Genomic DNA, 25,091 nt, shown 5'->3' with positions numbered 1-25,091 from the left:
CATGCGCACACTGATTTTCAGAACCGTCGCACCTTATCTGTCCACCTTGATGATCGTTTTCTCGATCTTCGTTCTGCTGCGCGGCCACAACGAACCGGGCGGTGGCTTCATCGGCGGGTTGATCGCGGCGTCGGCTCTCGCGATCTACGGCATCGCCTCCGGCGTGGCACCCGTTCGCCGCGCGATCTATTTTCACCCGATGAACATTGCAGCCTTCGGCGTGGTGCTGGGTGCCGTCGCGGGTGTCGTCTCGATTTTCGTCGGCGTGCCGTTCATGACCGGCCTGTGGATCTATCCCGTGATCTTCGGGGTCGAGGTTCCGCTTTCGACCGTGTTGTTCTTCGACATCGGCGTCTATTTCGCGGTTGTCGGTACGATCGGTTCGATCGCTCTTGCGCTGGAAGAAAGGGACGAGATCTGATGGAGCCGGTTCTCGCGATTTTCGTCGGACTGCTTTTCACCACCGCCATCTATCTGATGACGTCGCGCCACACGATCCGCATCCTTATGGGTGTTGCAGTGCTTGGTAATGGCGTGAATCTCCTAATCTTCACGTCGGGCAGGCTCACGCGGGACGTGCCACCGATCATTCCGGCCGGGCTCGACGCGCCGCTGATCCCGATCGCCAATCCGCTCCCACAAGCGCTGATCCTCACGGCCATCGTCATCTCATTCTCGTTCTTCGCCTTTCTGCTGGTGCTGGGCTTTCGCGCATACCAGGAGCTGGGCACTGACGATTCCCGCGACATGCGTCTGGCCGAGCCCGCGGACGACCCATTGCCGCCGCTGGGCTACTAGCAAGGACCACTGATCAAGATGGCCGGACCTTCCGAGGCAGCAATCGATTATTCCCGCGCATTCGTGATGGAGCCGCTGGCGCTGGCCGACTGGCTGGTGATTGCGCCTGTGCCGTACTGCCTGATTGCCGGCGCACTGCTGATGATGCTGCGCAAGAACGCAGAATTGCAGGCCAAGGCTGCGATCATCGGGCTGATCGGCTTGTTCGTGTTGTGTGGCGCGCTGCTGGCGCATGTGGTCGAAAATGGTCCAGTGACCATGACCATGGGGCGGTGGCTGCCGCCTTTCGGCATTTCGTTCACGGTGGATGTACTGGGAGCGATCCTTGCTGTTACGGCTTCGATCGTGGCTGTAGCCTGCGCGATCTACGCTGCCGAGGATGTCGACACGACCGGCCGCCGCTACGGCTTCTTCTCGTTCCTGTTCCTGATGATGGCCGGCGTGATCGGCGCCTTCGTCACCGGCGACATCTTCAACCTGTATGTCTGGTTCGAAGTTCTGCTGATCGCCTCTTTCGGTCTGCAGGTGCTTGGCTCTGAAGATCGCCAGATCGACGGCGCGACGAAATATGCTTTCCTGAATTTGATTGCGACGACCATGTTCCTCGTCGCGACCGGCTATCTCTATGGCGTCTTCGGCACGCTCAATATGGCCGATATCGCCATGCAGGCGCGCACCATAGACGATGCTCGGCCGCTTTATACGCTGGCGGCGCTCTATCTCTTCGCCTTCGGCATGAAGGCAGCTGCGTTTCCGGTGAGCTTCTGGCTTCCCGCCTCCTATCACACGCCGAAAGTCGTCGTATCCGCGCTCTTTGCCGGCCTGCTGACGAAGGTCGGCATCTATGCGCTGGCGCGCACGCTGCTGATGCTGTTTCCGGACCAACGAGACGCCTTTGCGGACGTGATCGCCTGGGCCGCGATGCTGACCATGCTGCTTGGCGCATTCGGGGCGCTGGCCCAAACGGACTATCGGCGACTGCTCGGCTACCTTGTCGTCTCCGGGATCGGCATCATGCTCGCAGGGATTGCGCTTGCGACAGCTGAAGCGGTCTCAGCGGCGATCTTCTACGCACTGCATTCGATGGTCGTGATGACGGCGCTTTACGTGGCGTCGGGCATTGCTGCCCGGATCGGCAAGTCTTTCTCTATGAATGATCTGGGCGGACTTTACCGGAGCAACGTACTCTTTGCGGCAATGTCGCTGGTGTTGTTCTTTTCGGTCTCCGGCTTGCCGCCTTTCAGCGGTTTCTGGCCGAAGGCCATGCTGGTCCGTGCATCACTGGATAACGGCGCGACCGGGCTCGCGACGATCATTCTCCTGACCGGCTTCCTGACAACCATTGCTGTTGGCCGCGTCTGGGCTCACGCCTATTGGAAGCCGGCGCCGGAGGCTATGGGCGCACCGGCAGCGGTGCAGATGAAGATGACTTCGCTGTTGCCACTTCTCGCTCTCGTCGCCCTGACGGTCGGCTTTGGCGTGTTTCCCGAAACGTTGCTGCAATTGAGCGACAGTGCGGCAGCCGGTCTGCTCGATCCGTCAGCCTACATCCAATCGGTCTTTCCCGCGGAAGGAGCCGTCAATTGAAGCTGTTTCTGGCCAATATTCTTCTGGCATTTGCCTGGGGTGCAGTATCGGGCTCTTTCTCCGAGCTGAACATCGCTTTCGGCTTTGTACTCGGCTTTCTGGCGCTGATGCTCATCCGCGAGCAGGTCGGCTCGGCAGGCTATTTGACGCGGGTGAAACGGATCCTTGCCCTGGTCCTTCTGTTCCTGAAAGAGCTGGCCCTGTCGGCTTGGAAAGTGGCCGTGCTGGTCGCCTCGCCGAAGATGGACGTGAAGCCCGGCATTCTGGCGCTGCCGCTCGATGTGGATCGCGACGGCGAGATCACGCTGCTTGCCAACCTGATCACGTTGACGCCGGGCACGCTGTCGCTCGATGTGTCGGACGACAAGAAGACGCTCTTCATTCATGCGATCGACTGCTCCGATCCTGAGGGTATCAGGCGCGACATCAAGGGCGGGTTCGAGCGGCGCATCATGGAGGCTTTCCGGTGACAGAGCTTGGCCCCATCCTTGAAGCGTCTTTGACTTTTGCCTTCGTGATCTTGAGCCTTGCGCTGCTCCTGTGCGTTTATCGCGTCATCAAGGGACCGACGCTGCCTGACCGGGTCGTTGCACTCGACATGCTGGTTGCCGTCGCAATAGGGCTGATAGCGGCCATCGGCATCTATACGGGCTTCACGCTCTACGTCGACATCGCGATCGCTCTGGCACTTGTCGGCTTCCTGGCCACTGTCGCGTTTGCACGTTTCATCCTCGTCAACGCCGAGCGCGGTGCGTCCCAGCCGAATGGCACTGCCAGCCGCGAGCAAACCGCAGTCGAAGAGAAGGTGTCATGACCCTCGCGATCGAACTTCTCACCGCTGCGCTCGTGGTCGTGGGCGCAATCTTTTCGCTCCTGGCGGCCGTCGGCATTGTGCGCCTGCCGGACGTGTATTCGCGTATGCACGCGGCATCCAAGGCTGGAACTGTGGGCTCGGGCCTTCTGCTGATCGCGCTTGGTCTTCATGCGCTGGATGGCGGCACCTTCATGCGCGCCATCGCCGGCGTCATCTTCCTGCTTTTGACTGCACCGATCTCGGCGCATCTTCTTGCCCGTGCCGCTTATGCTGCTGGGTATACCTTGTCGCCGCTGACCGTGCTGAACGAAATGCCGGTCGAGCCGGGTTCGGCTACAGCGTCAGGATCCAGGTCAGAGTAACCGGCCAACAGGCAGTCGCTCGTCATGGGAGCATGCCTTCAGCAGCCGGCGCTATGCACCCTGCCAGATGGTCTCTGTTCTGTGTCCGTTCTCATTCTTCGATGTTAAGCGGATGTAGAGTGTTGTCAACGAATACAACTCAGACGCGCTCGGCACGTCTTTTGTAACGATTTGAATCTTGGACAATGGATAGATTATTCATTGGCATCGAAAAATATCCGATTTTCCACTTTATCTTTCTGTTATAATATGAAAAACAGCGATGAATCGCCGTGTTGAATGAGTTTTGGATAGAGGTTTCGGGGCAGTCGATGGAAGAGACGAGTGAGATGGACAATAAAGAACTGATCGTGGAACTTACGGCCGAGGTCGTAGCTGCCTATGTCAGCAACAATGTCGTGCCCGTCGGTGAATTGTCTGCTCTGATTGCTGATGTGCATCATGCCCTAGGCAACATGACAGTGCGACAGGAAGCTGTTGTTGTCGAAAAGCCGAAGCCAGCCGTGCCGATCAAGCGCTCCGTCCAGGATGACCAGATCACCTGCCTCGAATGCGGCCTCAAGTTCAAATCGCTGAAGCGCCACCTGATGACGCACCACACGCTGAGCCCGGAAGAGTATCGCGAGAAGTGGGACCTGACCGCCGACTACCCGATGGTCGCCCCGGCCTATGCGGAAGCCCGCTCGCGCCTCGCCAAGGAGATGGGCCTCGGCCAGAAGCGCAAGCGCCGCGGAAAGTAATCCCAGTCTTCCAGGCCTGTTGAAAAAAGCCCAGCCGGATCGCCGGCTGGGCTTTTTTGTTTTCGAAACGGGGACAACAATCAATTTCTCATAGGAAGCGTATCGGCATCCGTTGCGATTACGCGCCTCGCTTTCACATTTCCGTGGAGTCACTTGTCCCCGCACCGCGTGTTGGATTAAGAATATAATCCTATATGCAGGAAACGAGCATGCCATCCCAGATTTCGACCGCACCCACAAGTGAACGCATCCGGCCAGGCGGATCGCTGCCGGACTTTGCCTCAGTTGGGAACGTGCATCTCGTGGACCAGTGCCGGGCGATCCAGGCGGTGGTCGACGAGATGGACGCGCTGGTTGCCGGCGAGCCGGTACCCAAGAGAAGCCACAGGCGAGAAGGAGCGGCATCGCGCCGCGCGATGGTTCAGCGACGGCAGATCGCGATGTATGTTTCGCATGTGGTGCTGTGCCACTCCCTCACGGATCTGGGCCTCGCGTTCGGCAGGGATCGAACGACGGTGAGCCATGCATGCCACGTCGTGGAGGACCGCCGCGATGACCCGGCATTCGATCGCTTCATCGCCTCCATCGAGCGTGTTGCGGCCGCGGTCTTCCAGCGAGATGGGCGCGCGCGTGGGTTCTAGTGTTTCCGACCAAGACAAACTCGCGCGGCAGACCTTGAAGCTCGTGCGCTTTTGTACGGGCGGTGTCGCAAAAGAAAAGACATCGAAGGCGATCGTTCTCACGGCGCCCGATGGCAAGACGTCGCGGGTGGCGTCATCGCTGCTGTCCGCTGCGTTGCGGGCAGGGCTGCTCGTGGATACTAAGGATGGATTGCGTACCAGTGACACCGGCTTGAGCTTTGCGCGACGGGCCTTGGCCGGCGCCGGACTCGATGGCGACGTTATCTGCTTTCAAAGCCAGCCTGGGCAGATCGAGATGGATACGGTCACGATCGACGGGAAGCAAGCCGTCGTTGCGCGCAACATGGCAGAATCGCCGCTGGCTGCGATCGCGCGCATGAAGGGCAGGGACGGGCAGGCGTTCTTGAGCGGGCAACAGCGCGAAGCCGGCGAGCGGCTTTCGCGCGACTTCGTGCGAGGGCACATGCAGCCGCGCATCTCCGCGAACTGGGAAGCAAGCGTCGCCAGCTCCTCGGGACGCTCGGCCAATGGCGCGGCTGACATATCGGATTCGGCGATGGCGGCCCGCCAACGCATCGACAGGGCCGTGCAGGCCATCGGTCCGGAGCTTTCCGGTGTCGTGCTGGATGTCTGCTGCTTCGAAAAGGGGCTGGAACTGGTGGAGCGCGAGCGCCAATGGCCGGCACGGTCGGCAAAGATCATGCTCCGGTCCGGCCTTTCGGCGCTGAGCCGCCACTATGGCTTTACCCGATGAATGATCTCAGGCGGCGGCGCGTTCGGCTTCGCCCTTGATGCGCGCGACCATCGAGCGCAAACCGTTGGCGCGCTGCTGCGACAGGTGCTCGACGAGCCCCAGCTCATCGAAAAGGTTGGAAGCGTCGAAAGCCTCTATTTCGGAAGCTTTGCGGCCGGAGAAAGCACTGAGAGCGATGGCGACGAGGCCCTTGACGATATGGGCATCGGAATCGCCGCGGAAATGCAGCACCGGATCGCCCTCGGACCCATCGCGCCGGGAGACGAGCCAAACCTGGCTGGCGCAGCCCTGAACCTTGTTCTGGTCGACCCGCTCGTCATCGGTCAGCGGGTCGAGCGTACGGCCGAGTTCGATCACGTAGCGATAGCGATCTTCCCAATCGTCGAGAAAGGCAAAATCGTCCTTGATCTGCTGCAGCGGCGTCATGATCGGTCCCGTCTCTCAAGTGTCTAGCCGCATATAGGCGACAGACACCCGAAAATCACGGGAAAAAGGGCGGGCAATTTCAATCGAGCGGCTGCGGCGCGGTGTAAGGCCTGACGGTCGGGGGCAGCATGACCGCGGCCCCTTCGGGCGTGGACCCAGCCACCGCGGGAGCAGCTTCCGCGGTTGCACCAAAGACGGTGCCGGTCGCGAGCGGATCTGCGCCGCCGCTGCCATCGCCCAGCGCCGAGTCGAGATATTGATAGGCAATGCGCGCCCCGTCGCGGGCCCGAAGCCCAAGTGCGTTCAAAGTTTCGCCGCCGGTGATGCAGACATCGGGGTGGCGCTCGCACATGGAGCGGATGTCCTCGATCGCCACGCCGAGTGCGAAGATCGTTTCCCCGACCGCCAGCGGCTGCTCGTTTTCGCTGGTCTCTCTGCTTTCCAGAAGAGGAAGGCTGAGCAAGACAACCGAAAACCAGAATGCACCTTTCAGCAGAAACCCCATCGTTCAAGCCTTCCCGCAGAGTTGGATCCGGGTTTCTGAACCGTCCCGGTATCGCTTGTTGAGAAGAACCATAACGCAAAGGTTCAAATGCCCGTTTGAGCCGAGCCGCAGAATTTGATTCAAATTTTATCGATCGATGGCAGCGCCAACTTGGTGAAACGCTTCAGGGGCAATTGTATCAAATGCCCGGATTGGCTCGCTTTCGATGCCACGAAACTAGGACAAGCCGCAGGGCTGGGTCAAAATTTCGGGGGCCATTGCGAGACCAAGCGTTAACCATACCGACGGTTGCACCAGGCTCAACCAGCCATTTCCGCTGAATAGGCGGCGTTCGGTCGAACCACTGCCTTTCGGCTTATCCATTCCTTAAGGGCGGGGGTGCAACCTCGGCTTCAAGACGATGAGATTTTTGTAACGAGTTCGGACCCGTCGGTGACATTCTGGAACGCTATGCATAGCAGGGTCGCGACCATGATCGGTCGTGCCGCCAGCGCCTGCATCAACGAAGCCCTCAACGAGGGGCCGGAGATGGATGCGCAGGTGAAGATGATGCGCGTGCTGTTGACCAGCGCGCTCGCAGCGCCGCTCTTGCTGCTGCCACTCGTCGCACTTTTGGCCGCACCTGCTGTGGCCCTGCCAGCGGCCATCATCGCATCCGCAATTCTTCTAAGCGCCGCAGCCATGCTGGGCGTGACCGGCTCGCGTCGTCTCGGCGCAGTGACGCTCGGCGCACTGGTCGCCGGTGCTGCGCTCGCTGGCGCTATGGTCGACACCACTGGCACGGAACTGAGTGTCGTCGTCTGCGCGCTTTTCGGCGCGATGCTTCCCGTTCTGGTGCTCGGCTTCCGGAACGTCGATGGCTCTTCGCGTGAACGCGAGATTGCGCCAGTCGACGACTTTGCGCTGGCGGCGCACATGTCCGGCTTTGTGGCGCTGCTCGACGAACAGGGCGCTCTTCTGCGCGCCGGCGGCCACGAGCTTGGCGATTTCGCGGAATGGATCGACGTCAACCGTCCGCGCGGCCTGATCGAGCGCATTCATGTTTCGGATCGACTGCCCTTCATGCAGGCGCTCGACCGGATCCGCCTCGGCGGAGCGCGCGAACGGCTCATGGTGCGGTTGCACCGGGCCGCGATGGATCGGCAGTTCGTCCATGTCTCGATCGATCTCTCGCCCCGCCTTCTGGCGACGGGCGAGGTGGGTGACATCATCGCTCACATGCGGGTCGTCGACGAGGAGATCGAACTGCATGCCGAATGCACGCGGCTCGTGGATCTTGCCGAGCAGGCCGAGGGCGAAAAGACCCGCTTCCTTGCTGCCGTCAGCCACGAGATGCGCACGCCCCTCAACGCCGTCATCGGATTCTCCGAGATCCTGGCACGGGAATATTTCGCGCCGCTCGCCGATGAGCGGCAGCGCGAATATGTCGGCCTGATCAAGCGGTCGGGCGAGCACCTCCTGTCGCTGGTCAACACCATGCTCGACATGAGCAAGATCGAGAACGGGCGCTATCGGCTGATCCATGAGGATTTCGATGTCGCCGCTGCCGTCGACGACTGCGTAAAGATGCTCGGCCTGGAAGCGGAAGACAAAGGCCTGACGCTGACGGCGCGTGCGCGCCGCGCGGGCCTCCTGAACGCCGACCAGCGAGCCGTGCAACAGATCCTGATCAACCTGATCGGCAATGCGATCAAGTTCACCGAGCCCGGTGGCGTCATCACCGTCGATGCGACCCGCAGCGGCGCGATGATCCGCCTGACGGTGTCCGACACGGGTATCGGCATGCCTCCGGAAATTCTGAGCCGCGTCGGCGAACCTTTCGTTCAGGGTGACGAGGGCTATGCCCGACGCCACCAGGGAACGGGGCTCGGCCTGTGCCTTGTGAAGGGGCTCGCAAGCCTCCATGGTGGGCGGGTCGTGATCGACAGCGTGATCGGCCGGGGCACGGCCGTGACCGTGGAACTTCCTGCCGAGGGGGTGGACAGCACCGAGCGACAGGCAGACAACAGCGCGCGCATGGTGGAGTTTCCACCGCGACTGAACACGAGGGAGAAGAAGACAATCAATGCCGGCAAAGTCCACGAAACGACCGCGAAAACAGCCTGAACCCCGCCGCAAGGCGCGGCGCTCTCCTGGTTTTGCGTCGCGGACTTTCGACGCAGCCGGGCGGCTCATTGCGCGCCATCCGTCGCTTGCCGCGGGCGGTGTGGTTTTTGCCGTTGTCTTCAGCTTCGTCACCGCCAATGCCATCTGGTATCAGCCGGGCGGGCATCCTTCGCCGCTCCTGTCGACGCGGACCGGCATCGCGCCCACCCCGGCGCCGCTGATGACGACCGACGGTGTCGAGCCTCGGCAGATCGAACAGGCAGGGCGCGACAGCCTTGGATCCGACGACGGCGTGGAGACGATCGAGGACATTCTTACGCCGGTTCCCGCACGGCGCGTGCAGAGCATCGTCATCGAGCGGCCGGAAGACCGGGACATGGCAACTGCCAGCATTCCGCCCGAAGCGGAGACGACGGTTGACGACATCGTGCGACCGGCCGCCTCACAAGCGGCGACAGACCGAGCGCTTGTGGGTGAAATTCAGGCAGAACTTGCGCGGCTCGGCCACTATAAGGGTGCCGTGGACGGGCTGACCGGGCCACAGACGCGCGCAGCGCTTGCAGCATTCGGAGCGGCTTCGGGCTCGGAAGGGCTTGGCCTGACCGCAAGCACGCTGCAGCGCCTGAAAGCAGCCGAGCGTGCTGCCCCGCCCGTTGCGCAGCCGCAGGCACGGACCGAGGCGCGGCCTGAAGCACGGCCGGAGCCAGCGATTGTTCAGCGGGCCAGCGTTTCGCCGAACGAAACAGCGGCGCTGACGCCGCCGGCAGCACTCGTTGCCCGCGATAGCGGTGACTATTATACCCCGCCGGCCGACATTCCGACCGCCGGTGGATCGGGCTCGATCGACGTCGAGACGGTGCGCAGAATTCAGCAGGGGCTCGTCAACATTGCCTATGCCGATGTGGCTGTGGACGGTATGTTGGGCAACCAGACGCGACAGGCCATCCGCGAGTTCCAAGGCGACTACCGCCTGCCGACCACGGGAGAGCCCGACCAGGCAGTTCTCGACAAACTCCAGGAAATCGGGGCTTTCTGAAGCCCCATGATGCGTCTCAAGAGCGATATCTTCGTATCGGCGCTGATCCGGCGCGTGTTCGCGGATGGTGGCTTTGCCGCTGTGGAAGCGAGTGGGGCGCCGGAAGCGGGCGCGATCTTCGTGCGATGCCGCTACCGCGACGGTACGGAAAGCCTGTTTGGTCCGGCACCACAATCGATTTTCGAGGATGGAGAGGCAGCCGGTGACCGGCTTTTCGAGCTGCGGTTGGAGCGGGCAGAGCACGAGAAGGTCCAGGCCCTGCTGGCCAAGGAACGCAACTTCGACAGCGATCTCTGGATCGTGGAGATCGAGGCGGACGATCCGCTGCGCTATCTTGGCGTCAGGCCCGCCTGAGCGGCACACCGCGTTGGACGGCGTTGCGCTTGGGCGATTGATCCGCCCGCACGTCGCGGCGAGCGCTGTCGGCAACGACGGGCTGATGCGTGGCGCGCCTCGAAATCCAATCGGCCCGCTGCCAGGCCATGACCTTCTCGACGCATTCGACGAATGAACAGGAGCGCAGCAGCTGGAGCGAACGGCGTTCGCCGTCCTGTCCTTCTGCAAGATGCGGGAAGAAGCGCTCAAGCGCTGCGATGATCATCGTGTAGCGCAGGCCCAATGCCACGAGCGTTTGTGCAAGCTGGGCGCCCGACACGTCCATCATGATGCGCTCGGCAAGATCGAAACGCGATGCGAGCGCATCGGCGAGCGCCGTGGCGAAATAGATCGTGTCGCCTTCCTCGACGTGACGGATGAGGCGGCTTTCCACATCCGGTGCAATGCGCGCCGGCAAGGTTGGCGGGTCTGCGTAGTCTGGCGTGTTGCGCATGACGATCGACCGAAGCTTGTTGCGGATGTCTTCTTCGCGAGCCTGCCGTTCAACGGCGGAGGGCGTGCGGGAGCCAGGCTCGGCCGCTGCAGCCGATGTGCCGCGAAGCGAGAGCGTCCGCTTCACTGCCGGATGGGCAATGGCGGACAGCGCGGCAAGCAATTGGGGTGACACCGATCGCCGACGCGCGGCGGCGCGGGCATGGGCAACGCCGTGCTTTTGCACCGCTTCGATGAGCAGGGACTCGTCGATTGCGCTGGAGTGCACGATGAAGGGAGCGGCGATACCGACCGGTTGTTCCAGAATGAGACGGCTGGCGGCCTCGGGCATGATCGGCGCGCGCGATAGTGCTGCTGCTGCCGTCCGCTTCGCTTCTTCCGAAGCGGCCTCAAAGAGTGGGACGAACAGGTCGGCGAATTGCTTGAGATCGCGCTTGCTGGGATCAGGCATGGCCTCGAAGCTGGCAACCGTCGCCAAGAGCACCGCATCCTTGCGGCCGGCTCGCCCTGAGAGTTCGAGATCACGAAAACGATCGGACACGTGAACCAGCACCTACGCAATACTGAAAGTGATGAACCGAGACTAAACAGAAAGGCTTAGCAAGGTGTTAACCATCTGCTGGCTGAATGGCGCAATGGACTGTGGGCGCGGGGCCTTTTGACGATGATTCGCAAGCCGTTGCGGGCCGCAGATCCTGGGTGAAAACGTTCAGCGTTCATCCGTTTGGGCAACTGACGGAGAATGGCATGGCAGCGATAATTTCATTAAGAGACCTTGATCGGCGGCCGCGAAGCGCGAAGCGTCCGGAGCCATCGGAAAGTGCAACGATCCTGATGTTCACAGGCGTGCGGATCGACCGGTCCGGCAAAGGCCTGCCGGTCGTGCAGATACGGCGTGACGAGGCAGAACGTCCGCACGACGGGCGCTGAGGTTCAGTCAGCCAGCGGCTCTTCGCGGCAGGTGGCCGACGACAGGAAGTCGTTCGCCTGAGCCTGCATCGTTTGATCCGGCACGACGGTGCGGATCAGCACATACCCATCTGTGACATCCGTTTCGACGAGGACGCTGCCTGCAAGGTTCGGCGGCAGGCCCTCGCGCAGCCGGATCATTTGCAGAGGATTGGCGAGCGTCACGTTCATGCCGCCCCCCTCGGAGGTCCGGTCATTCATGCTGAAGAGCTCGTTGGAACGCCGGTCGAACACCGCGAGCGACCAGAAGGGCACCGCGCCTTCGGCCTGAAGATGGATCGGCGCGTCGGCAAGAACGAAGCGGCAGAGATAGGTCGTGGAATAGGGGGTGTCAGAGACAAGCTCCGTCGACGTCACCTCAGCGCTAACCGCGGAAGCCGGCAGGAAGCGATCATTCGCCGGCAGAGATGAAATGCGTGAATAGACGTCGTCACTCGCAAAGAAGGGCAGAGTGAGGATGATCACGATATGCAGCACGAGCGCGCCGACGAGACCCGCGAGAATGGCGAAGACGAGATTACGCATCGGCGCAATCCTGACGCTCGATCTCAGGCATCTCCAGATCGATCAGCCCGAAGTTGCCTGCGGCCGGGGTGTCGAAGAGGAGGAATTCGATGCCGAAAGGACCGTCTCCAGACAGAAACAGCCAGTTGCCGGAGCGGGCCTCCGCGCCGAGACGAATTTCGAACGCACCGTCAGGCGCGCGCAGCACGCTTGCGGAATGCAGGGCACGCGAAAATGGCGGTTCGGCGTGGCTGATCTCACCGGACAACCCAGTCAGGCGCATGATCCAGACGCGGCTTGCAGGAACCTGGCCCGCAACCAAATAGGCGCAGGATGCGAGAAGTGGCGCGCCGGAGGTATCGGTCGTCGCCCGAAAGACGAGGCCTTCCGCCTGCCCAAGGCCGGAGCCATCGCCGAGCGCCCGTCTTGCCTTGTCATAGGGATTGGCGCCCGCGGTCTGCGCCAAGGGGTTGGCGACCCAAGGGCCGATCTCCAGGACATCGAAGGGATCTTCGGCATCGAGTGCGATCTTGGTGGCGGCAATGCCTCCACTGAACGCGATGGCGAGAGCAAGGCCAATGAAAAAGGGAATACGCAGCGCACCGATCATGGCCGCTTTCCTGCGTAAGGAGCATGGCCGTCCGATGGCACGACAACGCCGACAGGATCACGCCCGGTGATGGGTGGTACCTCAAGGATCAAAGCAGGCATCGATCAGAGATCGCCGCCGTCGATGCGATCGCGCAGTTCGGCCAGTTCGCCTTCCGGACGCTCGGCCTCATCGATGCCGAAACTTTCGACCATCTGCCGCAGGATACGAGTGCCTTCTCGCGACAAGGCGCGCTGACGCACAGGACGCGCTTCGCCTGCTTCGGCGGTCTGCGGGCTTTTCGCGTCGACGGCGGCGGGTGCTTCAGGCTCGACGCCGGGGATGGGGCGCAGGTCGATGCCGTGATGGGCAAAATCCATCAGCCGCTTGAATGTCATCGCCGGGAGCGAGCCGCCCGTCATGTTGTTGGTCGCGGTGAAGTTGTCGTTGCCGTACCAGACTGCAGCGGTGAAGTTGCCCGTGTAGCCGATGAACCACGCATCGCGGTAGGACTGCGACGTGCCCGTCTTGCCGGCGGTGCGGATGCCGTCGAGCTTGGCGCGCCGGGCGGTACCCCATTCCGGGATCTGCGCCATCATCGTGTTCATGGAAACGGCTGCTTCTTCCGAGATCGCCCGTTCGGGCTTCGAGGCATCCCGGCCGTGGTCGAACAAGACTTCGCCGCGATAATTCAGGATTTGCGTGATGCCGTGCCGATTGGCCTGCATGCCGCCGGCCGGGAAGGTCGCATAGCCTGTGGCCATGTCCATCACGGTGATCTCCGACGTGCCGAGCGGCATGGTCTTGTCGGTGCGGACGGGTGTTTGCACGCCCATGCGCTGCGCCGTTTCCGCAATGCGGTCCGTGCCGAGATGATCGCGGGCAAGACGCACGGGTACCGTGTTCAACGATTTTGCGAGCGCGGTCGTCAGATTGACGGAACCCGAGTAGCCTCGTGTGTAATTGCGGGGCGACCAGCCGTTCCAGGTGATCGGAGCGTCGGAGATGACCGAATCGGGTGTGAACCCGTTTTCCATTGCCGTGGCGTAGACGAAGCCCTTGAAGGACGAGCCCGGCTGACGGAGTGCTTTGGTTGCTCTGTTGAACTGGCTTTCGCCATAGTCGCGGCCGCCGACCATGGCGCGTACGGCGCCCCCGTTCTCGATCAGCACGACAGCTCCCTGGGTGACGTCGAAGCTCGCGCCGCTCTGGCGCAGGTCGAACTCCAGCGCGTCTTCAGCAGCTTTCTGCAGGTCGAGGTCGATCGTCGTGCGCACGATCAGCGAGTGCTCGGGAAAGTTGCCGGCTATGCGCTGAACTTCCTCGAAAGCCCAGTCGAGGAAATAGTCGGGTGCATCCTTGGTGCCGCGATCGATGACGCTCGCGGGGTTGCGCCGGGCGCCGATGACCTGGCCTTCTGTCATCAGGCCGCCTTGGACGATGTTGGTGAGAACCTGGTTCGCGCGGGCGCGTGCGGCGGGCAGGTTGTTGTGGGGGGCATAGCGGGCCGGCGCCTTGAACAGGCCGGCGAGAAGTGCCGATTCGGCCAGCGTCACATCGGTAACGGGCTTGCCGAAATAAAACTGCGAGGCGGCAGCGATGCCGAACGTGCCGCCGCCCATATAGGCGCGGTCGAGATAAAGCCCGAGGATCTCCTTCTTGGAGAGATTGGCCTCCAGCCAGATCGCAAGGAAGGCTTCCTTGATCTTGCGCTCGATCGTGCGCTCATTGCTGAGAAAGATGTTCTTTGCGAGCTGCTGCGTGAGCGTCGATCCGCCCTGAACGACCGAGCCTGCGCGGGCGTTCTCGCCCATCGCACGGGCGAGGCCGACGAAATCGATGCCGTAATGCTCGAAGAAGCGCCTGTCCTCGGTGCCAAGAACGGCCTTGACCAGATGGTCGGGCAGGGCATCGACCGGAACGGAATCCTCATGGATGATGCCGCGATGGCCGATTTCATTGCCGTAGCGATCGAGGAACGTGACGGCGAAATCGTCTTGCGCGCGCCAGTTGCCGTAGGTCGCATCGAACGCTGGCAGCGCAAGTGCGAGGAGAAGCACGAAGCCGGCGGTGCCGAGCGTCAGGCCTTCGCCCATGATTTCCACGACGACCCGCTTGGTCCCGCGCACGCGGAAACGGCGAAAGAAGATGGTGATTTCTTCCCAGGTCTCGCCGAGGCCGGAGCCAGCGCCCCAAAGCGTGGAATCAAGCCACGAATCAAGCCGCAACAAGAGATTGCGACGCCGGCGTGGCCTGTTGCCCTGACTGAAGGGATCCTGCACGATCGATTACGCCCCGCTGTACACGAACCACCGGCGCATGGCAGCCGGCAGACCTGCGGCCGAAAATGCCGCAGCCGATGATCGCCCCTTGAGGTTTAAATTTTGTCGCAGTTTGCGGAAAAGAACAAGCAATCCGGCATTGTGCCGGGCTCAAAGAAAAGTTGCGCGGCATGAATGACACACCCTTTTGGCAAACGAAGACTCTGGAGCAGATGAATGCGGCCGAGTGGGAAAGCCTGTGCGACGGGTGCGGGCGCTGCTGCCTCAACAAGCTGGAAGACTGGGATACCGGCGAGATCATCTGGACGAGCGTGCGGTGCCGCCTGCTGGATGACGCGACGTGCCGCTGCTCCGATTACGAAAACCGGCAGGCGCAGGTACCGGACTGCATCGGACTGACACCGAAGGAAGTGCGCAGCCTGAGCTGGCTGCCGCCCACATGCGGCTATCGCCTCGTGCGCGATGGCGAAGATCTCTACTGGTGGCACCATCTGATTTCGGGCAGCCGCGACACGGTGCACGAGGCTGGCGTATCAGTGCGTGGTCGCACGGTGCCGGAGGAGGGGATGGAACTGGAAGACTACGAGGACCATCTTGTCGAATGGCCTTTCGAAGTGCCGGACACGGCGCGGTGAATACCGGCTTGCAGCCTTCACTGCAGCCGCGGGCGGCAGATGCATGTGAAGATGAATCACGGGTTACCGAAACCCATGCGCTGAACGCACGGCTCCTTCACGCAATCGGCCATTCATATTGCGGTGCAATAAACCCATATTGCTGATGCACAGTGAATTACACCTTTTGGAGAAGATGATGAGCACCCCCCGCAGCTTCCGTGACCGCGTTTCCGGCTTCGCTACCTACATGAGCGGCCTGCGTGAATGCGCCGCCGCAGTTGAAGCTGGCCGCAAGCCGAGCGCCCGTGCGCTCAACTCGATCGGTCTGGACCCGAAGTCCTTCGACGGCATCAACTGGCGCTAAGAGCGACTGCTGATCCGGTCGACAGACCGACACTCCAAAGCCACCGCCGGCCACCGCCGCGGTGGCTTTTTGCATTCAGCTGATTGCTTGGCGATATAGGAAAAAATTCCTTGACACCGTGACGGTGGTTTGATAGGATTCATCTACAGTCGGAAAAGTGCGGCTGGTGGGGTAGCGCGGGTGGGACGCCCTGAATTTGAAACGGATAGATCGAAGCGGAGCGCTGCTTTTGCAGCGCTTTTTTATGCGCGGTGGGTGGATGATGGCGAAGACGGCAGCGGAGCGGCGGGGCCTGAAGCTCCTGGATCGGCTGTGGCGGCGCCTGGAGAGTGAATACGGCGCGTTCGAAGTGATCAGAGCGCGATCGGAGAAAGAGCGGGCGGAGCGCAGTGACGCAGACGCACTGCGCGACATCAAGTCGATCCTCGATCTTATCGTGAGCTTCGCGAAGACCCACGAGAAACTTCTGGAACTGATCCTGGCCGATGTCTTCAGCAGGGACGCAGATGTGAAAATTGATCGAGAGCGGCTCGCGGCGCGCGTTTCGGCCCGGATCGAAGCGCTTTTTGAGGAGCGGATCAAACTGGAGAGGGAGCCGGGCGGCGCTGATGGCGACGAATGAAGCGAGACTGGCAAAGGGATTGTCGCAGGACGAGCAGACATTCATCGATACGGACTGGGCGTATCAGGGGAGGACGGCCCAGCATCCGCCGGACGGGGATTGGCGCACCTGGCTTTTGATGGGCGGGCGGGGATCTGGAAAGACCCGCGCGGGATCGGAGTGGGTGCAGGGCATGGCATCCAGCACCGGGCGCCAGGCAAACGGGACGGGCGCCACCCGCCCGGAAATGCGGATCGCGCTTGTCGGGGAGACGCTTGGCGATGCGCGAGAGGTGATGATCGACGGCGTATCGGGCATTGCGCGGATCGCGCGGGATGATCGGCCAAGGTTTGAAGCCTCGCGGCGCAGGCTGGTCTGGGCAAGCGGCGGTGGCGCAGATTTTCTCGTCTGAGGATCCGGAAAGCCTGCGCGGGCCGCAATTCGAGCTGGCCTGGTGCGACGAACTCGCCAAATGGCGGCACCCGGACGAAACGTTCGACATGCTGCAATTCGGACTGCGGCTCGGTCAACGGCCAAGGCAATTGGTGACGACGACGCCGCGCGCAGTGCCGCTTTTGAAGCGGATCATGGCCGACCCGACGACGGCATGCGTAAGGATTGCGACACAGGACAACAGCGCCAATCTCGCACCGGGATTTCTGGAGGCGATCGAGGGTCGCTATGGCGGAACCCGTCTTGGACGACAGGAACTGGGCGGCGAGTTGATCGAAGATCCGGCGGAGGGCCATCTGCTGAAGCAGGTTTTCGATCTGGGCGAAGTTTCGCGTGCTGGACAGGCGTTTCGTGCCGAGCTGCGCAGCATGGCGCAACAGCTCGACGCCGTCCGGGGGCGCGTCTATGGCCGCCGTTGCGATGCCAATCTCGGTGATCACCGATGTCGCGTAACCCTCGATGCGCCAGAGCTGACTGGAATGGGGACCGTCACTGCTGTTGCAAACGGAGCAAAGCTGCGGGTCATCGGGATCGAGAGCTTTGAAGATGGCTGGTTTCGCTACGGCCTTGCCACCTGGCAGAGCGGTGTGAACACGGGAGTGTCGGTTGCGGTGCTCAATCACACCCGTCACGACGATGGCACGGAGATCGAGCTGTGGTCGCCGATGGCCGATGCGCCGCAGGAAGGCGACACGCTCCAGCTCACGTCGGGCTGTGACAAGACGTTCAAGACGTGCCGAGAGAAATTTGCCAACGTACTGAATTTCAAAGGATTTCCGCATCTGCCGGGTTCCGACTTCGCCTATGGCTATGCCGGCGAAAATGGTCTGCACGACGGCGCGCCGGTGGTGCCATGACGACGCCGGTTATCACGCGACAGCGCATACTCGACGAAGCGAGGCGGTGGTTGGGCACGCCTTATCGGCATCAGGGATCGAGCCTGGGCATCGGCTGCGACTGTCTCGGCCTTGTCCGCGGTGTCTGGCGCGCCGTGTACGGCTGCGAACCGGAGGCGCCTGGTCCCTACGCTGCGGACTGGGCAGATGGCAACCAAGGCGAGAGGCTGCTGGAAGCGGCGGAACGCCATTGCGGCGCGGCCTTCGGCCTCGCCGTCGCGCAGCCGGGTGACCTGATCGTACTGCGCTGGAGGCCTGATCAGCCGGCCAGGCATATCGGCATCTTGAGCGGCCGCGACCACTTCATCCACGCCTACGAGCAGGCGAGCGTCGTCCAATCGGCCCTGGTGCCTTCGTGGCGGCGCCGTGTCGCCGCAGCCTATTGCTTTCCGGGGATCACCGACTGATGGCCACCATTCTTTTGCAGACGGCAGGTGCTGCATTCGGCAGCCTGTTCGGTCCATTCGGCGCGATCGTCGGTCGTGCGGCAGGCGCCTTGGCCGGAGCAGCGGTCGACCGGGCGCTGATCGGCGGCGAAACGCGGCGTGGGCCGCGCCTCGAGGGCGGGCGCATTCCGTCTGCCGAGGAAGGCGCGGGGATCAACCGCCTGTATGGCACGGCGCGGATTGCAGGCACGCTGATCTGGGCGACGCGCTTCGAGGAGGCCGTGACGCGGGAGCGACAAGGTGCGAAGGGCGGCGGTCAGCGGGTCGAGACCTACAGCTATTTCGGCAATTTCGCGATCGGTCTGTGCGAGGGCGTGATTGCCGGCGTGCGGCGCGTCTGGGCCGACGGACAGGAGCTCGACCTGACCGCGATCGAAATGCGGGTCCATAACGGCACGGAAGAACAGCTTCCAGACCCATTGATCGACGCCAAGCAGCGCGACGGCGAGGCGCCAGCTTATCGTGGCCTCGCCTATGTGGTGTTCGAGCGCCTGCCGCTCGACCGTTTCGGCAACCGGATCCCGGTACTGACATTTGAAGTGATGCGCCCGATCGGTCGGTTGGAGCAGGGGCTGCGGGCCATCACCATGATCCCGGGCGCAACGGAACATGGCTATCAACCGGCACCGGTGTCGGAGCGAGTGGGTGACGGTGAGGGGCGGTTTCTCAATCGTCACGCCTTGCATGCGACGAGCGACTGGGCCGCATCGCTCGATGAGCTGCAGGCGCTCTGCCCCAATCTTGAAAGCGTGGCGCTGGTTTGCGCCTGGTTCGGCAGCGACCTGCGTGCGGGGGCCTGTCGCATCGATCCGAGGGTGGAGGTGGCTTTGCGGCTGGACGAGAGCCAGCCCTGGTCGGTTGCGGGTATCGATCGGCAATCAGCCTTGCTCGTTTCGAGGAAGGACGGTTCGCCCGCCTATGGCGGCACGCCGAGCGATGCAAGCGTGCGTGCAGCCATTGCCGATCTGAAGGCGCGCGGGTTGAAAGTCTATCTCTATCCGTTCGTGATGCTGGATGTTCCGCCTGGCAACGGCCTGCCGGATCCCGAAGGCGGAGCCGAGCAGCCGGCCTATCCGTGGCGCGGTCGCATCACGAGCTATCCGGCGCCCGGTCGCACGGGCAGCGCCGATCGCACGGCGGCGGTGCGGGCTCAGGTGGAGGCCTTTTGCGGACCCGCACTGCCGACGGACTTTGCGGCCGGTGCAGGAGGCATCGCCTATTCCGGCAGCGATTCCGGTTATCGACGGTTCATCCTTCACTACGCGCATCTTGCGGCGCAGACCGGCGGCGTCGATGGGTTCATCCTGGGCTCGGAGATGCGCGGCCTGACGCGTCTGCGGGACGAGAACGAAGCATTCCCGTTCGTCGAAGCGCTCATCCGCCTCGCCGACGACGTGCGCTCCATCATGGGGCCCGCCACTCGCCTGACCTACGCCGCCGACTGGACCGAATATTTCGGCTATCGACCGGATGACGGCAGCGGCGACGTGTTTTTCAATCTCGATCCGCTTTGGATGAGCGACGCGATCGATGCGATCGGGATCGACAACTACATGCCACTTGCCGATTGGCAGGACGGTGATGTCACCGATGGCAATCCCGATGGATTCGCCAACCCCACTGATCGGGTGGGGATGCGGGCACAGATAGCGGGCGGTGAAGGGTTCGACTGGTATTATGCGACGGCCAGCGACCGCGCCGAGAGGCGTCGCACGCCCATCACCGATGGTGCGCACGACAAGCCCTGGGTCTTCCGGACGAAGGATCTGGAAGGCTGGTGGAGCAATCCTCACTTCGAGCGACGTGGCGGTGTGGAACGCGCGCTGCCGACCGCCTGGCTGCCGGGCGCAAAGCCCATCTGGTTCACCGAGCTTGGCTGTCCGGCGGTCGACAAGGGAGCCAACCAGCCAAACGTCTTTCCGGATCCAAAATCGTCGGAAGGGCAAATCCCGTATTTCTCGACCGGTGCGCGGTCCGATCTCATTCAACGACGCTTCATGGAGGCTCATCTCGACTTGGTCGAGCAGTGAAGTGCCAGCTGGCATGGTCGACCTGGATCACATCTTCGGGTGGACCTGGGATGCGCGCCCCTATCCCGCTTTTCCGGCTGACAGCGCTGTCTGGTCCGATGGGGCGAACTGGCGCACAGGCCATTGGCTGAACGGCCGGCTGGGGACCGCGGCCATGGCAGACATCATCGAAGCGATCGGAATCGACCACGGCGTTTCGTCCATCCGGTGCGACGATCTGAACGTCGATCTCAGCGGCTATGTCCAGAGCGAGCCGATGACGGCACGCGCTCTGATCGAACCGCTTCTCGAACTTGCTCAGGCGGATGCCCATGAAAGTGCAGGCGTCATCCGCGTCCGCTCAAGGTCCACCAGCGTTGTGGCGCCCCTGGCAGCGGATGTGCTTGTCGAGCCTGACGAGGCTGCGACGATTGCGTTTGTGCGATCGCAGACCGACGAGCTCGCCGTCCAATGCATCATCGACCACATCGATCCGGACAGCGATTATTCGGCGGCAATCGGCAGGTCGCGCAGGCTGGAAACATCGGAGACGCGTCTGCAGCGGCTCTCGCTGCCTGCTGTGATGACCGAGGAAACGGCCGGGGCGCAGGCGGAAGCCTGGTTGCGCGACCATTGGGCTGGAGGTGAGCGGGCGACTTTCGCTCTGCCGCCATCTCGGATCGAGATCGAACCGGGTGACGTGCTGCTTCTGGAAGGGCAGGTCACGACACGCTGGGCAGTGACCCGCATCGAAGATGGCGGCGCAAGGCGGATCGAAGCGCGCAGCATCGCCGAGGCTCAGCCGAAATTGCCGGGTACCGGTGGAACGAGGCCGCCGTCACTTCCTGACAGGCTGGCGCCCTGGCTGCCCATGATCGAGCTGATCGATCTCCCTGTACTCGACGGCTTCGATGAAACAGGGTGGTTCAAGGCGGCTCTCTGGAGCAGGCCGTTCAAGCGCGCTCTCCTTTCCATGTCCGAAGGGCAGGAAGGCTTTCGCGAGAGAGCAGAAATCGAACGACCCGCTCGCATGGGCGTGCTGACCGCTGCGCTGCAGCCTGGTGTCGCGAACCGGTTCGACCGTTCTGGGACGCTATTTTGCCGGCTGGCCTTCGGGAGCCTGGAATCTGCAGCCGAGCTTGCTGTGTTGAACGGCGCCAACGCGTTGGCAGTGCGCAGCAATTCCGGTGCCTGGGAGGTCGTTCAGTTCACGCACGCCGAGGAGACCGAAATCGGTCACTGGCGACTGAGCGGCCTGCTGCGGGGGCAGGGCGGCACGGAAGACGCGATGCTTGCGGGTGCAGACATCGACGCACGCATCGTGGTGCTGGATGAGGCGTTGGCGCCGATCCGGTTGCGGCCGAGCGAGGTGGGCATCCCCTTCAACTGGCGAATTTCGGCGACCGGCGGAGAAGTACAGCGACTCGCGACACCAATTGCAGGCGGAACTCGAGCGCTGACGCCGCTTGCGCCGGTGCATCTCGAAGCCTTTCGGGATCAGGAGGGAAGCATCGAAATTTGCTGGATCAGGCGCGGTCGTATCGATTCCGACAGTTGGCTCGGCAGCGACATATCGCTTGATGCTGACGGCGAGCGATACCGCCTTCAGATCATAGACGGATCTGCGACCCAGCACATCGTGGACGTCTTCGAGCCCCGGTTTCATCTTTCGGACGCGGAGCAACGCGCGGTCTTCGGCGCGCCGCTTTCGACCATCGAGATCACAGTGCGCCAGATCGGATCGCGCATGGCTCTCGGGCTTCCGGCGCGCGCCGTGATCACCCTTTGATTTCCTTTAACTGACAGGAGAACAAGCATGGATCCCATCAAGCCCTGGTATATGTCGCGCAGCATCTGGGGCGGCCTGATCGCCGCTGCAGCCTCTCTCGGAAGCCTCTTCGGCTTGACGCTCGAAACGGGTGACCAGCTCATTTTGACGGAGGCATTGCTCCAGGCCATTGGTGCTTTGGGTGCGGCGGCCGCGGTCTATGGTCGGTTTGCAGCTACAAGCCGACTGTTTTAGAGACGAAGAAGCCGCAGGCGGGGCCGGCGGCTTCCCCTCAAAGAAGATTGCTGGCATTCATTTGCCGTTCAGTGTGCCTCCGGTAAAAGTGCGCCTATGAAACGGACAGCATCAATCGGAACCGCAATGCTAGCGTCACTTCTTTTTTCGGCCGTGGCCGCGACTGCAATGCCGACCGTCCAGGTCGACCACGAGCGGCCGCTCACTCAGATGGTGCAACTGGACTGCGGCGGCGCGGCACAGCGCGTCGTGGCCGAGACCGGTGGCACCCTGCTGTCCGTATCGCCAGGTCCGAACGGAACCTGCAGCGTGACAGTGCTGATCCCCGGCAATGGCAGCGACGACAGGCCGCGTCGCGAGACGCGGACCGTTCCCGCCGGTTGACGCAAGCGCCTTCAACAGGCACTGAACCATAATCTTTCCAAGGCGCGGGCCATCTTGATGCGGATATTGGTTGTCGAGGACGATCGCGATCTCAATCGCCAGCTCAGCGATGCGCTGGTCGATGCCGGCTACGTCGTCGATCAGGCCTATGACGGCGAAGAAGGCCATTTCCTTGGAGATACCGAGCCGTACGATGCAGTCGTATTGGATATCGGTCTGCCGGAAATGGATGGCATCAGCGTCTTGGAGCGGTGGCGCTCGGGGGGGCGACTTATGCCCGTGCTCATCCTCACGGCCCGCGATCGCTGGAGCGACAAGGTTGCCGGTATCGACGCGGGTGCCGATGACTACGTGGCGAAGCCCTATCATCTCGAAGAAGTGCTGGCGCGCATCCGCGCGCTCATTCGTCGGGCAGCCGGCCATGCCTCGTCGGAGCTAAGATGCGGACCCGTGCTGCTCGACACCAAGGCGTCGAAGGCCAGCGTCGACGGCCAGCCGCTCAAGCTCACGTCGCACGAATATCGGCTTCTCTCCTATCTGATGCACCATATTGGCGAGGTGGTGTCGCGTACCGAGCTCGTCGAGCACATGTACGACCAGGATTTCGACCGCGATTCCAACACGATCGAAGTGTTTGTCGGCCGCCTGCGCAAGAAGATCGGCGGAGACTACATCGAGACGGTACGCGGTCTTGGCTACCGCATGCAGGAGCCCGGCAATGGCGGCGGCACGGCCGAAAAGGGTTAGTTCTCTCACCTTACGCGTGTTGGCGGTTTCGACGCTTTGGGCGGTGATCGCGCTCATCGCCGTCGGTCTCATCATCAACACGCTCTATCGCCAAGGCACGGAACGCGGCTTTCGCGAATTGCTGCGCGCGCATCTCTACAATGTCGTGAACTCCGTCTGGATTAACGGCGAGGGCGAGTTGCGCGGAGAACCCGAATTCGGTGATCTGCGCTACTCCCAGCCTGCAACCGGCTGGTACTGGGTCGTGGAGCCGATCGAAGGGTCGAATTCGCCACCAAAATCCTCGATCTCGCTCGGGGGACGGTCGCTCGACCGGCCGAGCCAGGAAGAAATCTCCTTCAACGCCCTCTACGAGCGCGCCTATGACGTCGTCGATCCGTTCGGCAACGATGTCGTCGTCATGGAGACCGAAGTCGAACTGAACGACGAAGGGCGTGTCGCGCGCTTTCGCGTGACCGGCAATCGCGACGCGGTCGAGGCCGACGTGGCCGAATTCACCAACCAACTGACGATTGCCCTTGTCATCTTCGGTGTAGCGTCGCTTTTCGTAAATGCCGGGGCGATCCTGATCGGGCTGCGGCCTTTGGACAGCGTGCGTCGGGCGCTTGAAAGCATCCGGACCGGCAAGAGCTCATCGCTGAACGATGAATTCCCTCGCGAAATCGCGCCGTTGGCAGGGGAAGTGAACGCCCTGATCGACACCAACCGAAGGGTCGTGGAACGCGCTCGCATGCAGGTGGGCAACCTTGCCCACTCGCTGAAGACGCCGCTGGCCGTGCTGCTCAACGAATCGAAGGGCATGACCTCCGAGCATGGCGACCTCGTCCGCAATCAGGCGGAGACCATGCAGCGGCAGGTACAGACCTATCTTGATCGGGCGCGTATCGTCGCGCAATCAGGATCCATTCTCGCGAGAACCGAGGCAGAGCCAGCTTTCGAGCGTCTGATACGGGTTATGCGCCGGCTGAATCCCAATTTGGCTTTCGAGTTGAGCGTGAAACCCAAGGGCGTATGGATCGCGCTCGAGCAGCACGATCTCGAGGAGATCGGCGGCAACCTGCTCGACAACGCCGCCAAATTCGCCCGCAGCCGGATCAAGGTGAGCCTCGCGGTCGGCGCTGTCGCTCCGGCCCGTCCCGACGATGGACCCAGCGATGGCTGGCTGACGCTGGTCGTGGAGGATGACGGGCCCGGACTGACGGCAGACCAGATGGCGGAGGCCGTCAAGCGCGGTCGCCGGCTCGACGAAAGCAAGCCCGGCACGGGGCTGGGGCTTTCCATCGTCGACGAGATCGCGCGGGAATATCACGGCGTTCTCCGGCTGACGCAGAGCCCGCTCGGTGGACTTCGCGCGGAAGTCACGTTGCCTGCCATCAAGGAAGCGGCGTCTCGGCTGCGACTGCGCTCGTAGGTCGCGAATTCGTCATTTGTTCTGTTGCCTTATCGGCCACAATGCGGCCATAAGCATCGGGCACCCAATTTGAGTGCCGACAATGGCTCCTGCGCCGGAAATTATACTTTTAGCGATGCTTCACTCCCTGCAGCACACAACGAAGTTCTTGGTTGTCATTGCGCTAGGCGCCTTGGCCGGATGCGCGTCTTCGCAAACC

At 62.3% G+C, this 25,091-nt stretch carries 27 protein-coding genes and 2 pseudogenes; 23 read left to right on the top strand and 6 right to left on the bottom strand.

What is annotated here, in order from left to right; genetic code table 11:
- Position 1: 1 nt before the first annotated feature.
- The 9 genes from D5400_RS16580 (at position 2) to D5400_RS16540 (ending at position 5,696) form a co-directional block, all read left to right on the top strand.
- Positions 2–421 (top strand): Na(+)/H(+) antiporter subunit B, encoded by a 420-nt coding sequence (locus D5400_RS16580; RefSeq protein WP_126011019.1) that lies wholly within the window; start codon positions 2–4, stop codon positions 419–421.
- Positions 421–798: a Na+/H+ antiporter subunit C gene (locus D5400_RS16575; protein ID WP_126011018.1), complete on the top strand. Its 378-nt coding sequence runs from the start codon at positions 421–423 to the stop codon at positions 796–798. The genes D5400_RS16580 and D5400_RS16575 overlap by 1 nt, the downstream gene beginning before the upstream one ends.
- An 18-nt stretch (positions 799–816) precedes the next feature.
- Positions 817–2,385 carry a Na+/H+ antiporter subunit D gene (locus D5400_RS16570; RefSeq protein WP_126011017.1) on the top strand — a complete coding sequence of 523 codons (1,569 nt, stop codon included), beginning with the start codon at positions 817–819 and terminating at the stop codon, positions 2,383–2,385.
- On the top strand, positions 2,382–2,855 hold the full coding sequence (locus D5400_RS16565; RefSeq protein WP_126011016.1) for a Na+/H+ antiporter subunit E: 474 nt from the start codon (positions 2,382–2,384) through the stop codon (positions 2,853–2,855). Before D5400_RS16570 ends, D5400_RS16565 begins: the two co-directional genes overlap by 4 nt.
- On the top strand, positions 2,852–3,199 hold the full coding sequence (locus tag D5400_RS16560; RefSeq protein ID WP_280987573.1) for a cation:proton antiporter: 348 nt from the start codon (positions 2,852–2,854) through the stop codon (positions 3,197–3,199). The genes D5400_RS16565 and D5400_RS16560 overlap by 4 nt, the downstream gene beginning before the upstream one ends.
- Positions 3,196–3,561 carry a monovalent cation/H(+) antiporter subunit G gene (gene mnhG, locus D5400_RS16555; protein ID WP_126011015.1) on the top strand — a complete coding sequence of 122 codons (366 nt, stop codon included), beginning with the start codon at positions 3,196–3,198 and terminating at the stop codon, positions 3,559–3,561. Before D5400_RS16560 ends, mnhG begins: the two co-directional genes overlap by 4 nt.
- Positions 3,562–3,872: 311 nt before the next feature.
- A complete protein-coding gene (locus D5400_RS16550; protein ID WP_126011014.1) occupies positions 3,873–4,301 on the top strand; it encodes a Ros/MucR family transcriptional regulator in 429 nt (142 codons plus the stop codon).
- Between the two features lie 209 nt (positions 4,302–4,510).
- Positions 4,511–4,942, top strand: coding sequence for a helix-turn-helix domain-containing protein (locus D5400_RS21620; RefSeq protein WP_245451328.1), 432 nt, complete (start codon positions 4,511–4,513; stop codon positions 4,940–4,942).
- Positions 4,932–5,696 (top strand): DUF6456 domain-containing protein, encoded by a 765-nt coding sequence (locus D5400_RS16540; RefSeq protein ID WP_126011013.1) that lies wholly within the window; start codon positions 4,932–4,934, stop codon positions 5,694–5,696. The genes D5400_RS21620 and D5400_RS16540 overlap by 11 nt, the downstream gene beginning before the upstream one ends.
- A gap of 6 nt (positions 5,697–5,702) precedes the next feature.
- Here D5400_RS16540 and D5400_RS16535 read toward each other — a convergent pair whose 3' ends face one another.
- Entirely contained in the window at positions 5,703–6,122 is a 420-nt protein-coding gene (locus D5400_RS16535) for a SufE family protein (protein WP_126011012.1), read from the bottom strand.
- Positions 6,123–6,201: 79 nt separating this feature from the next.
- Positions 6,202–6,627, bottom strand: coding sequence for a DUF5330 domain-containing protein (locus D5400_RS16530; RefSeq protein ID WP_126011011.1), 426 nt, complete (start codon positions 6,625–6,627; stop codon positions 6,202–6,204).
- Positions 6,628–7,098: 471 nt separating this feature from the next.
- Here D5400_RS16530 and D5400_RS16525 point away from each other — a divergent pair, with 471 nt between their 5' ends.
- The 3 genes from D5400_RS16525 to D5400_RS16515 are packed head-to-tail and all read left to right on the top strand — an operon-like array spanning position 7,099 to position 10,123.
- Positions 7,099–8,733, top strand: coding sequence for a sensor histidine kinase (locus D5400_RS16525; protein ID WP_164527917.1), 1,635 nt, complete (start codon positions 7,099–7,101; stop codon positions 8,731–8,733).
- On the top strand, positions 8,693–9,769 hold the full coding sequence (locus D5400_RS16520; protein WP_126011009.1) for a peptidoglycan-binding domain-containing protein: 1,077 nt from the start codon (positions 8,693–8,695) through the stop codon (positions 9,767–9,769). Before D5400_RS16525 ends, D5400_RS16520 begins: the two co-directional genes overlap by 41 nt.
- 9 nt (positions 9,770–9,778) lie before the next feature.
- Entirely contained in the window at positions 9,779–10,123 is a 345-nt protein-coding gene (locus tag D5400_RS16515; RefSeq protein WP_126013462.1) for a DUF1491 family protein, read from the top strand.
- On the opposite strand, the gene D5400_RS16510 is transcribed toward D5400_RS16515, so the two are convergent.
- On the bottom strand, positions 10,110–11,138 hold the full coding sequence (locus tag D5400_RS16510; RefSeq protein ID WP_126011008.1) for a hypothetical protein: 1,029 nt from the start codon (positions 11,136–11,138) through the stop codon (positions 10,110–10,112). The two genes, D5400_RS16515 and D5400_RS16510, sit on opposite strands and share 14 nt — an antisense overlap.
- A 206-nt stretch (positions 11,139–11,344) precedes the next feature.
- Here D5400_RS16510 and D5400_RS16505 point away from each other — a divergent pair, with 206 nt between their 5' ends.
- Positions 11,345–11,527 carry a hypothetical protein gene (locus D5400_RS16505; RefSeq protein WP_126011007.1) on the top strand — a complete coding sequence of 61 codons (183 nt, stop codon included), beginning with the start codon at positions 11,345–11,347 and terminating at the stop codon, positions 11,525–11,527.
- Between the two features lie 3 nt (positions 11,528–11,530).
- Here the strand turns inward: D5400_RS16505 and D5400_RS16500 are convergent, their stop codons facing one another.
- The 3 genes from D5400_RS16500 to D5400_RS16490 all read right to left on the bottom strand — a co-directional run bounded on the left by D5400_RS16500 (position 11,531) and on the right by D5400_RS16490 (position 14,941).
- Positions 11,531–12,091 carry a DUF1254 domain-containing protein gene (locus D5400_RS16500; protein WP_126011006.1) on the bottom strand — a complete coding sequence of 187 codons (561 nt, stop codon included), beginning with the start codon at positions 12,089–12,091 and terminating at the stop codon, positions 11,531–11,533.
- A complete protein-coding gene (locus D5400_RS16495) occupies positions 12,084–12,680 on the bottom strand; it encodes a DUF1214 domain-containing protein (protein ID WP_126011005.1) in 597 nt (198 codons plus the stop codon). Before D5400_RS16495 ends, D5400_RS16500 begins: the two co-directional genes overlap by 8 nt.
- A gap of 104 nt (positions 12,681–12,784) precedes the next feature.
- Positions 12,785–14,941 carry a transglycosylase domain-containing protein gene (locus tag D5400_RS16490; protein WP_126011004.1) on the bottom strand — a complete coding sequence of 719 codons (2,157 nt, stop codon included), beginning with the start codon at positions 14,939–14,941 and terminating at the stop codon, positions 12,785–12,787.
- Between the two features lie 170 nt (positions 14,942–15,111).
- Between D5400_RS16490 and D5400_RS16485 the strand changes: the two genes are divergently transcribed.
- From D5400_RS16485 to D5400_RS16440, 10 genes and pseudogenes are all read left to right on the top strand, one after another.
- On the top strand, positions 15,112–15,576 hold the full coding sequence (locus tag D5400_RS16485) for a YcgN family cysteine cluster protein (RefSeq protein WP_126011003.1): 465 nt from the start codon (positions 15,112–15,114) through the stop codon (positions 15,574–15,576).
- A 178-nt stretch (positions 15,577–15,754) separates the two neighbouring features.
- Complete coding sequence (locus D5400_RS21245; protein ID WP_164527916.1) at positions 15,755–15,922, top strand: hypothetical protein; 168 nt, start codon at positions 15,755–15,757, stop codon at positions 15,920–15,922.
- A 229-nt stretch (positions 15,923–16,151) separates the two neighbouring features.
- Entirely contained in the window at positions 16,152–16,544 is a 393-nt protein-coding gene (locus D5400_RS16480; RefSeq protein WP_126011002.1) for a hypothetical protein, read from the top strand.
- Positions 16,531–17,833, top strand: a pseudogene (locus D5400_RS21880) (terminase large subunit domain-containing protein). The gene D5400_RS16480 and the pseudogene D5400_RS21880 overlap by 14 nt, the downstream one beginning before the upstream one ends.
- Entirely contained in the window at positions 17,830–18,279 is a 450-nt protein-coding gene (locus tag D5400_RS16465) for an NlpC/P60 family protein (protein ID WP_126010999.1), read from the top strand. Before D5400_RS21880 ends, D5400_RS16465 begins: the two are co-directional and overlap by 4 nt.
- A pseudogene (locus tag D5400_RS21875) lies at positions 18,279–22,116 on the top strand (baseplate multidomain protein megatron). Before D5400_RS16465 ends, D5400_RS21875 begins: the two are co-directional and overlap by 1 nt.
- Before the next feature lie 27 nt (positions 22,117–22,143).
- Positions 22,144–22,350 carry a hypothetical protein gene (locus tag D5400_RS16455; protein ID WP_126010998.1) on the top strand — a complete coding sequence of 69 codons (207 nt, stop codon included), beginning with the start codon at positions 22,144–22,146 and terminating at the stop codon, positions 22,348–22,350.
- A 126-nt stretch (positions 22,351–22,476) separates the two neighbouring features.
- Positions 22,477–22,734: a hypothetical protein gene (locus D5400_RS16450; RefSeq protein ID WP_126010997.1), complete on the top strand. Its 258-nt coding sequence runs from the start codon at positions 22,477–22,479 to the stop codon at positions 22,732–22,734.
- A gap of 57 nt (positions 22,735–22,791) precedes the next feature.
- A complete protein-coding gene (locus D5400_RS16445) occupies positions 22,792–23,481 on the top strand; it encodes a response regulator transcription factor (RefSeq protein WP_126010996.1) in 690 nt (229 codons plus the stop codon).
- A complete protein-coding gene (locus D5400_RS16440) occupies positions 23,453–24,892 on the top strand; it encodes an ATP-binding protein (protein ID WP_126010995.1) in 1,440 nt (479 codons plus the stop codon). The genes D5400_RS16445 and D5400_RS16440 overlap by 29 nt, the downstream gene beginning before the upstream one ends.
- Positions 24,893–25,091: the final 199 nt, after the last annotated feature.

Origin of the sequence: Georhizobium profundi, from assembly GCF_003952725.1 — a bacterium.
Lineage (GTDB): Bacteria > Pseudomonadota > Alphaproteobacteria > Rhizobiales > Rhizobiaceae > Georhizobium > Georhizobium profundi.
The sequence above is the reverse complement of the archived record's forward strand: the minus strand, read 5'-3'. Positions and strand labels throughout refer to the sequence as shown.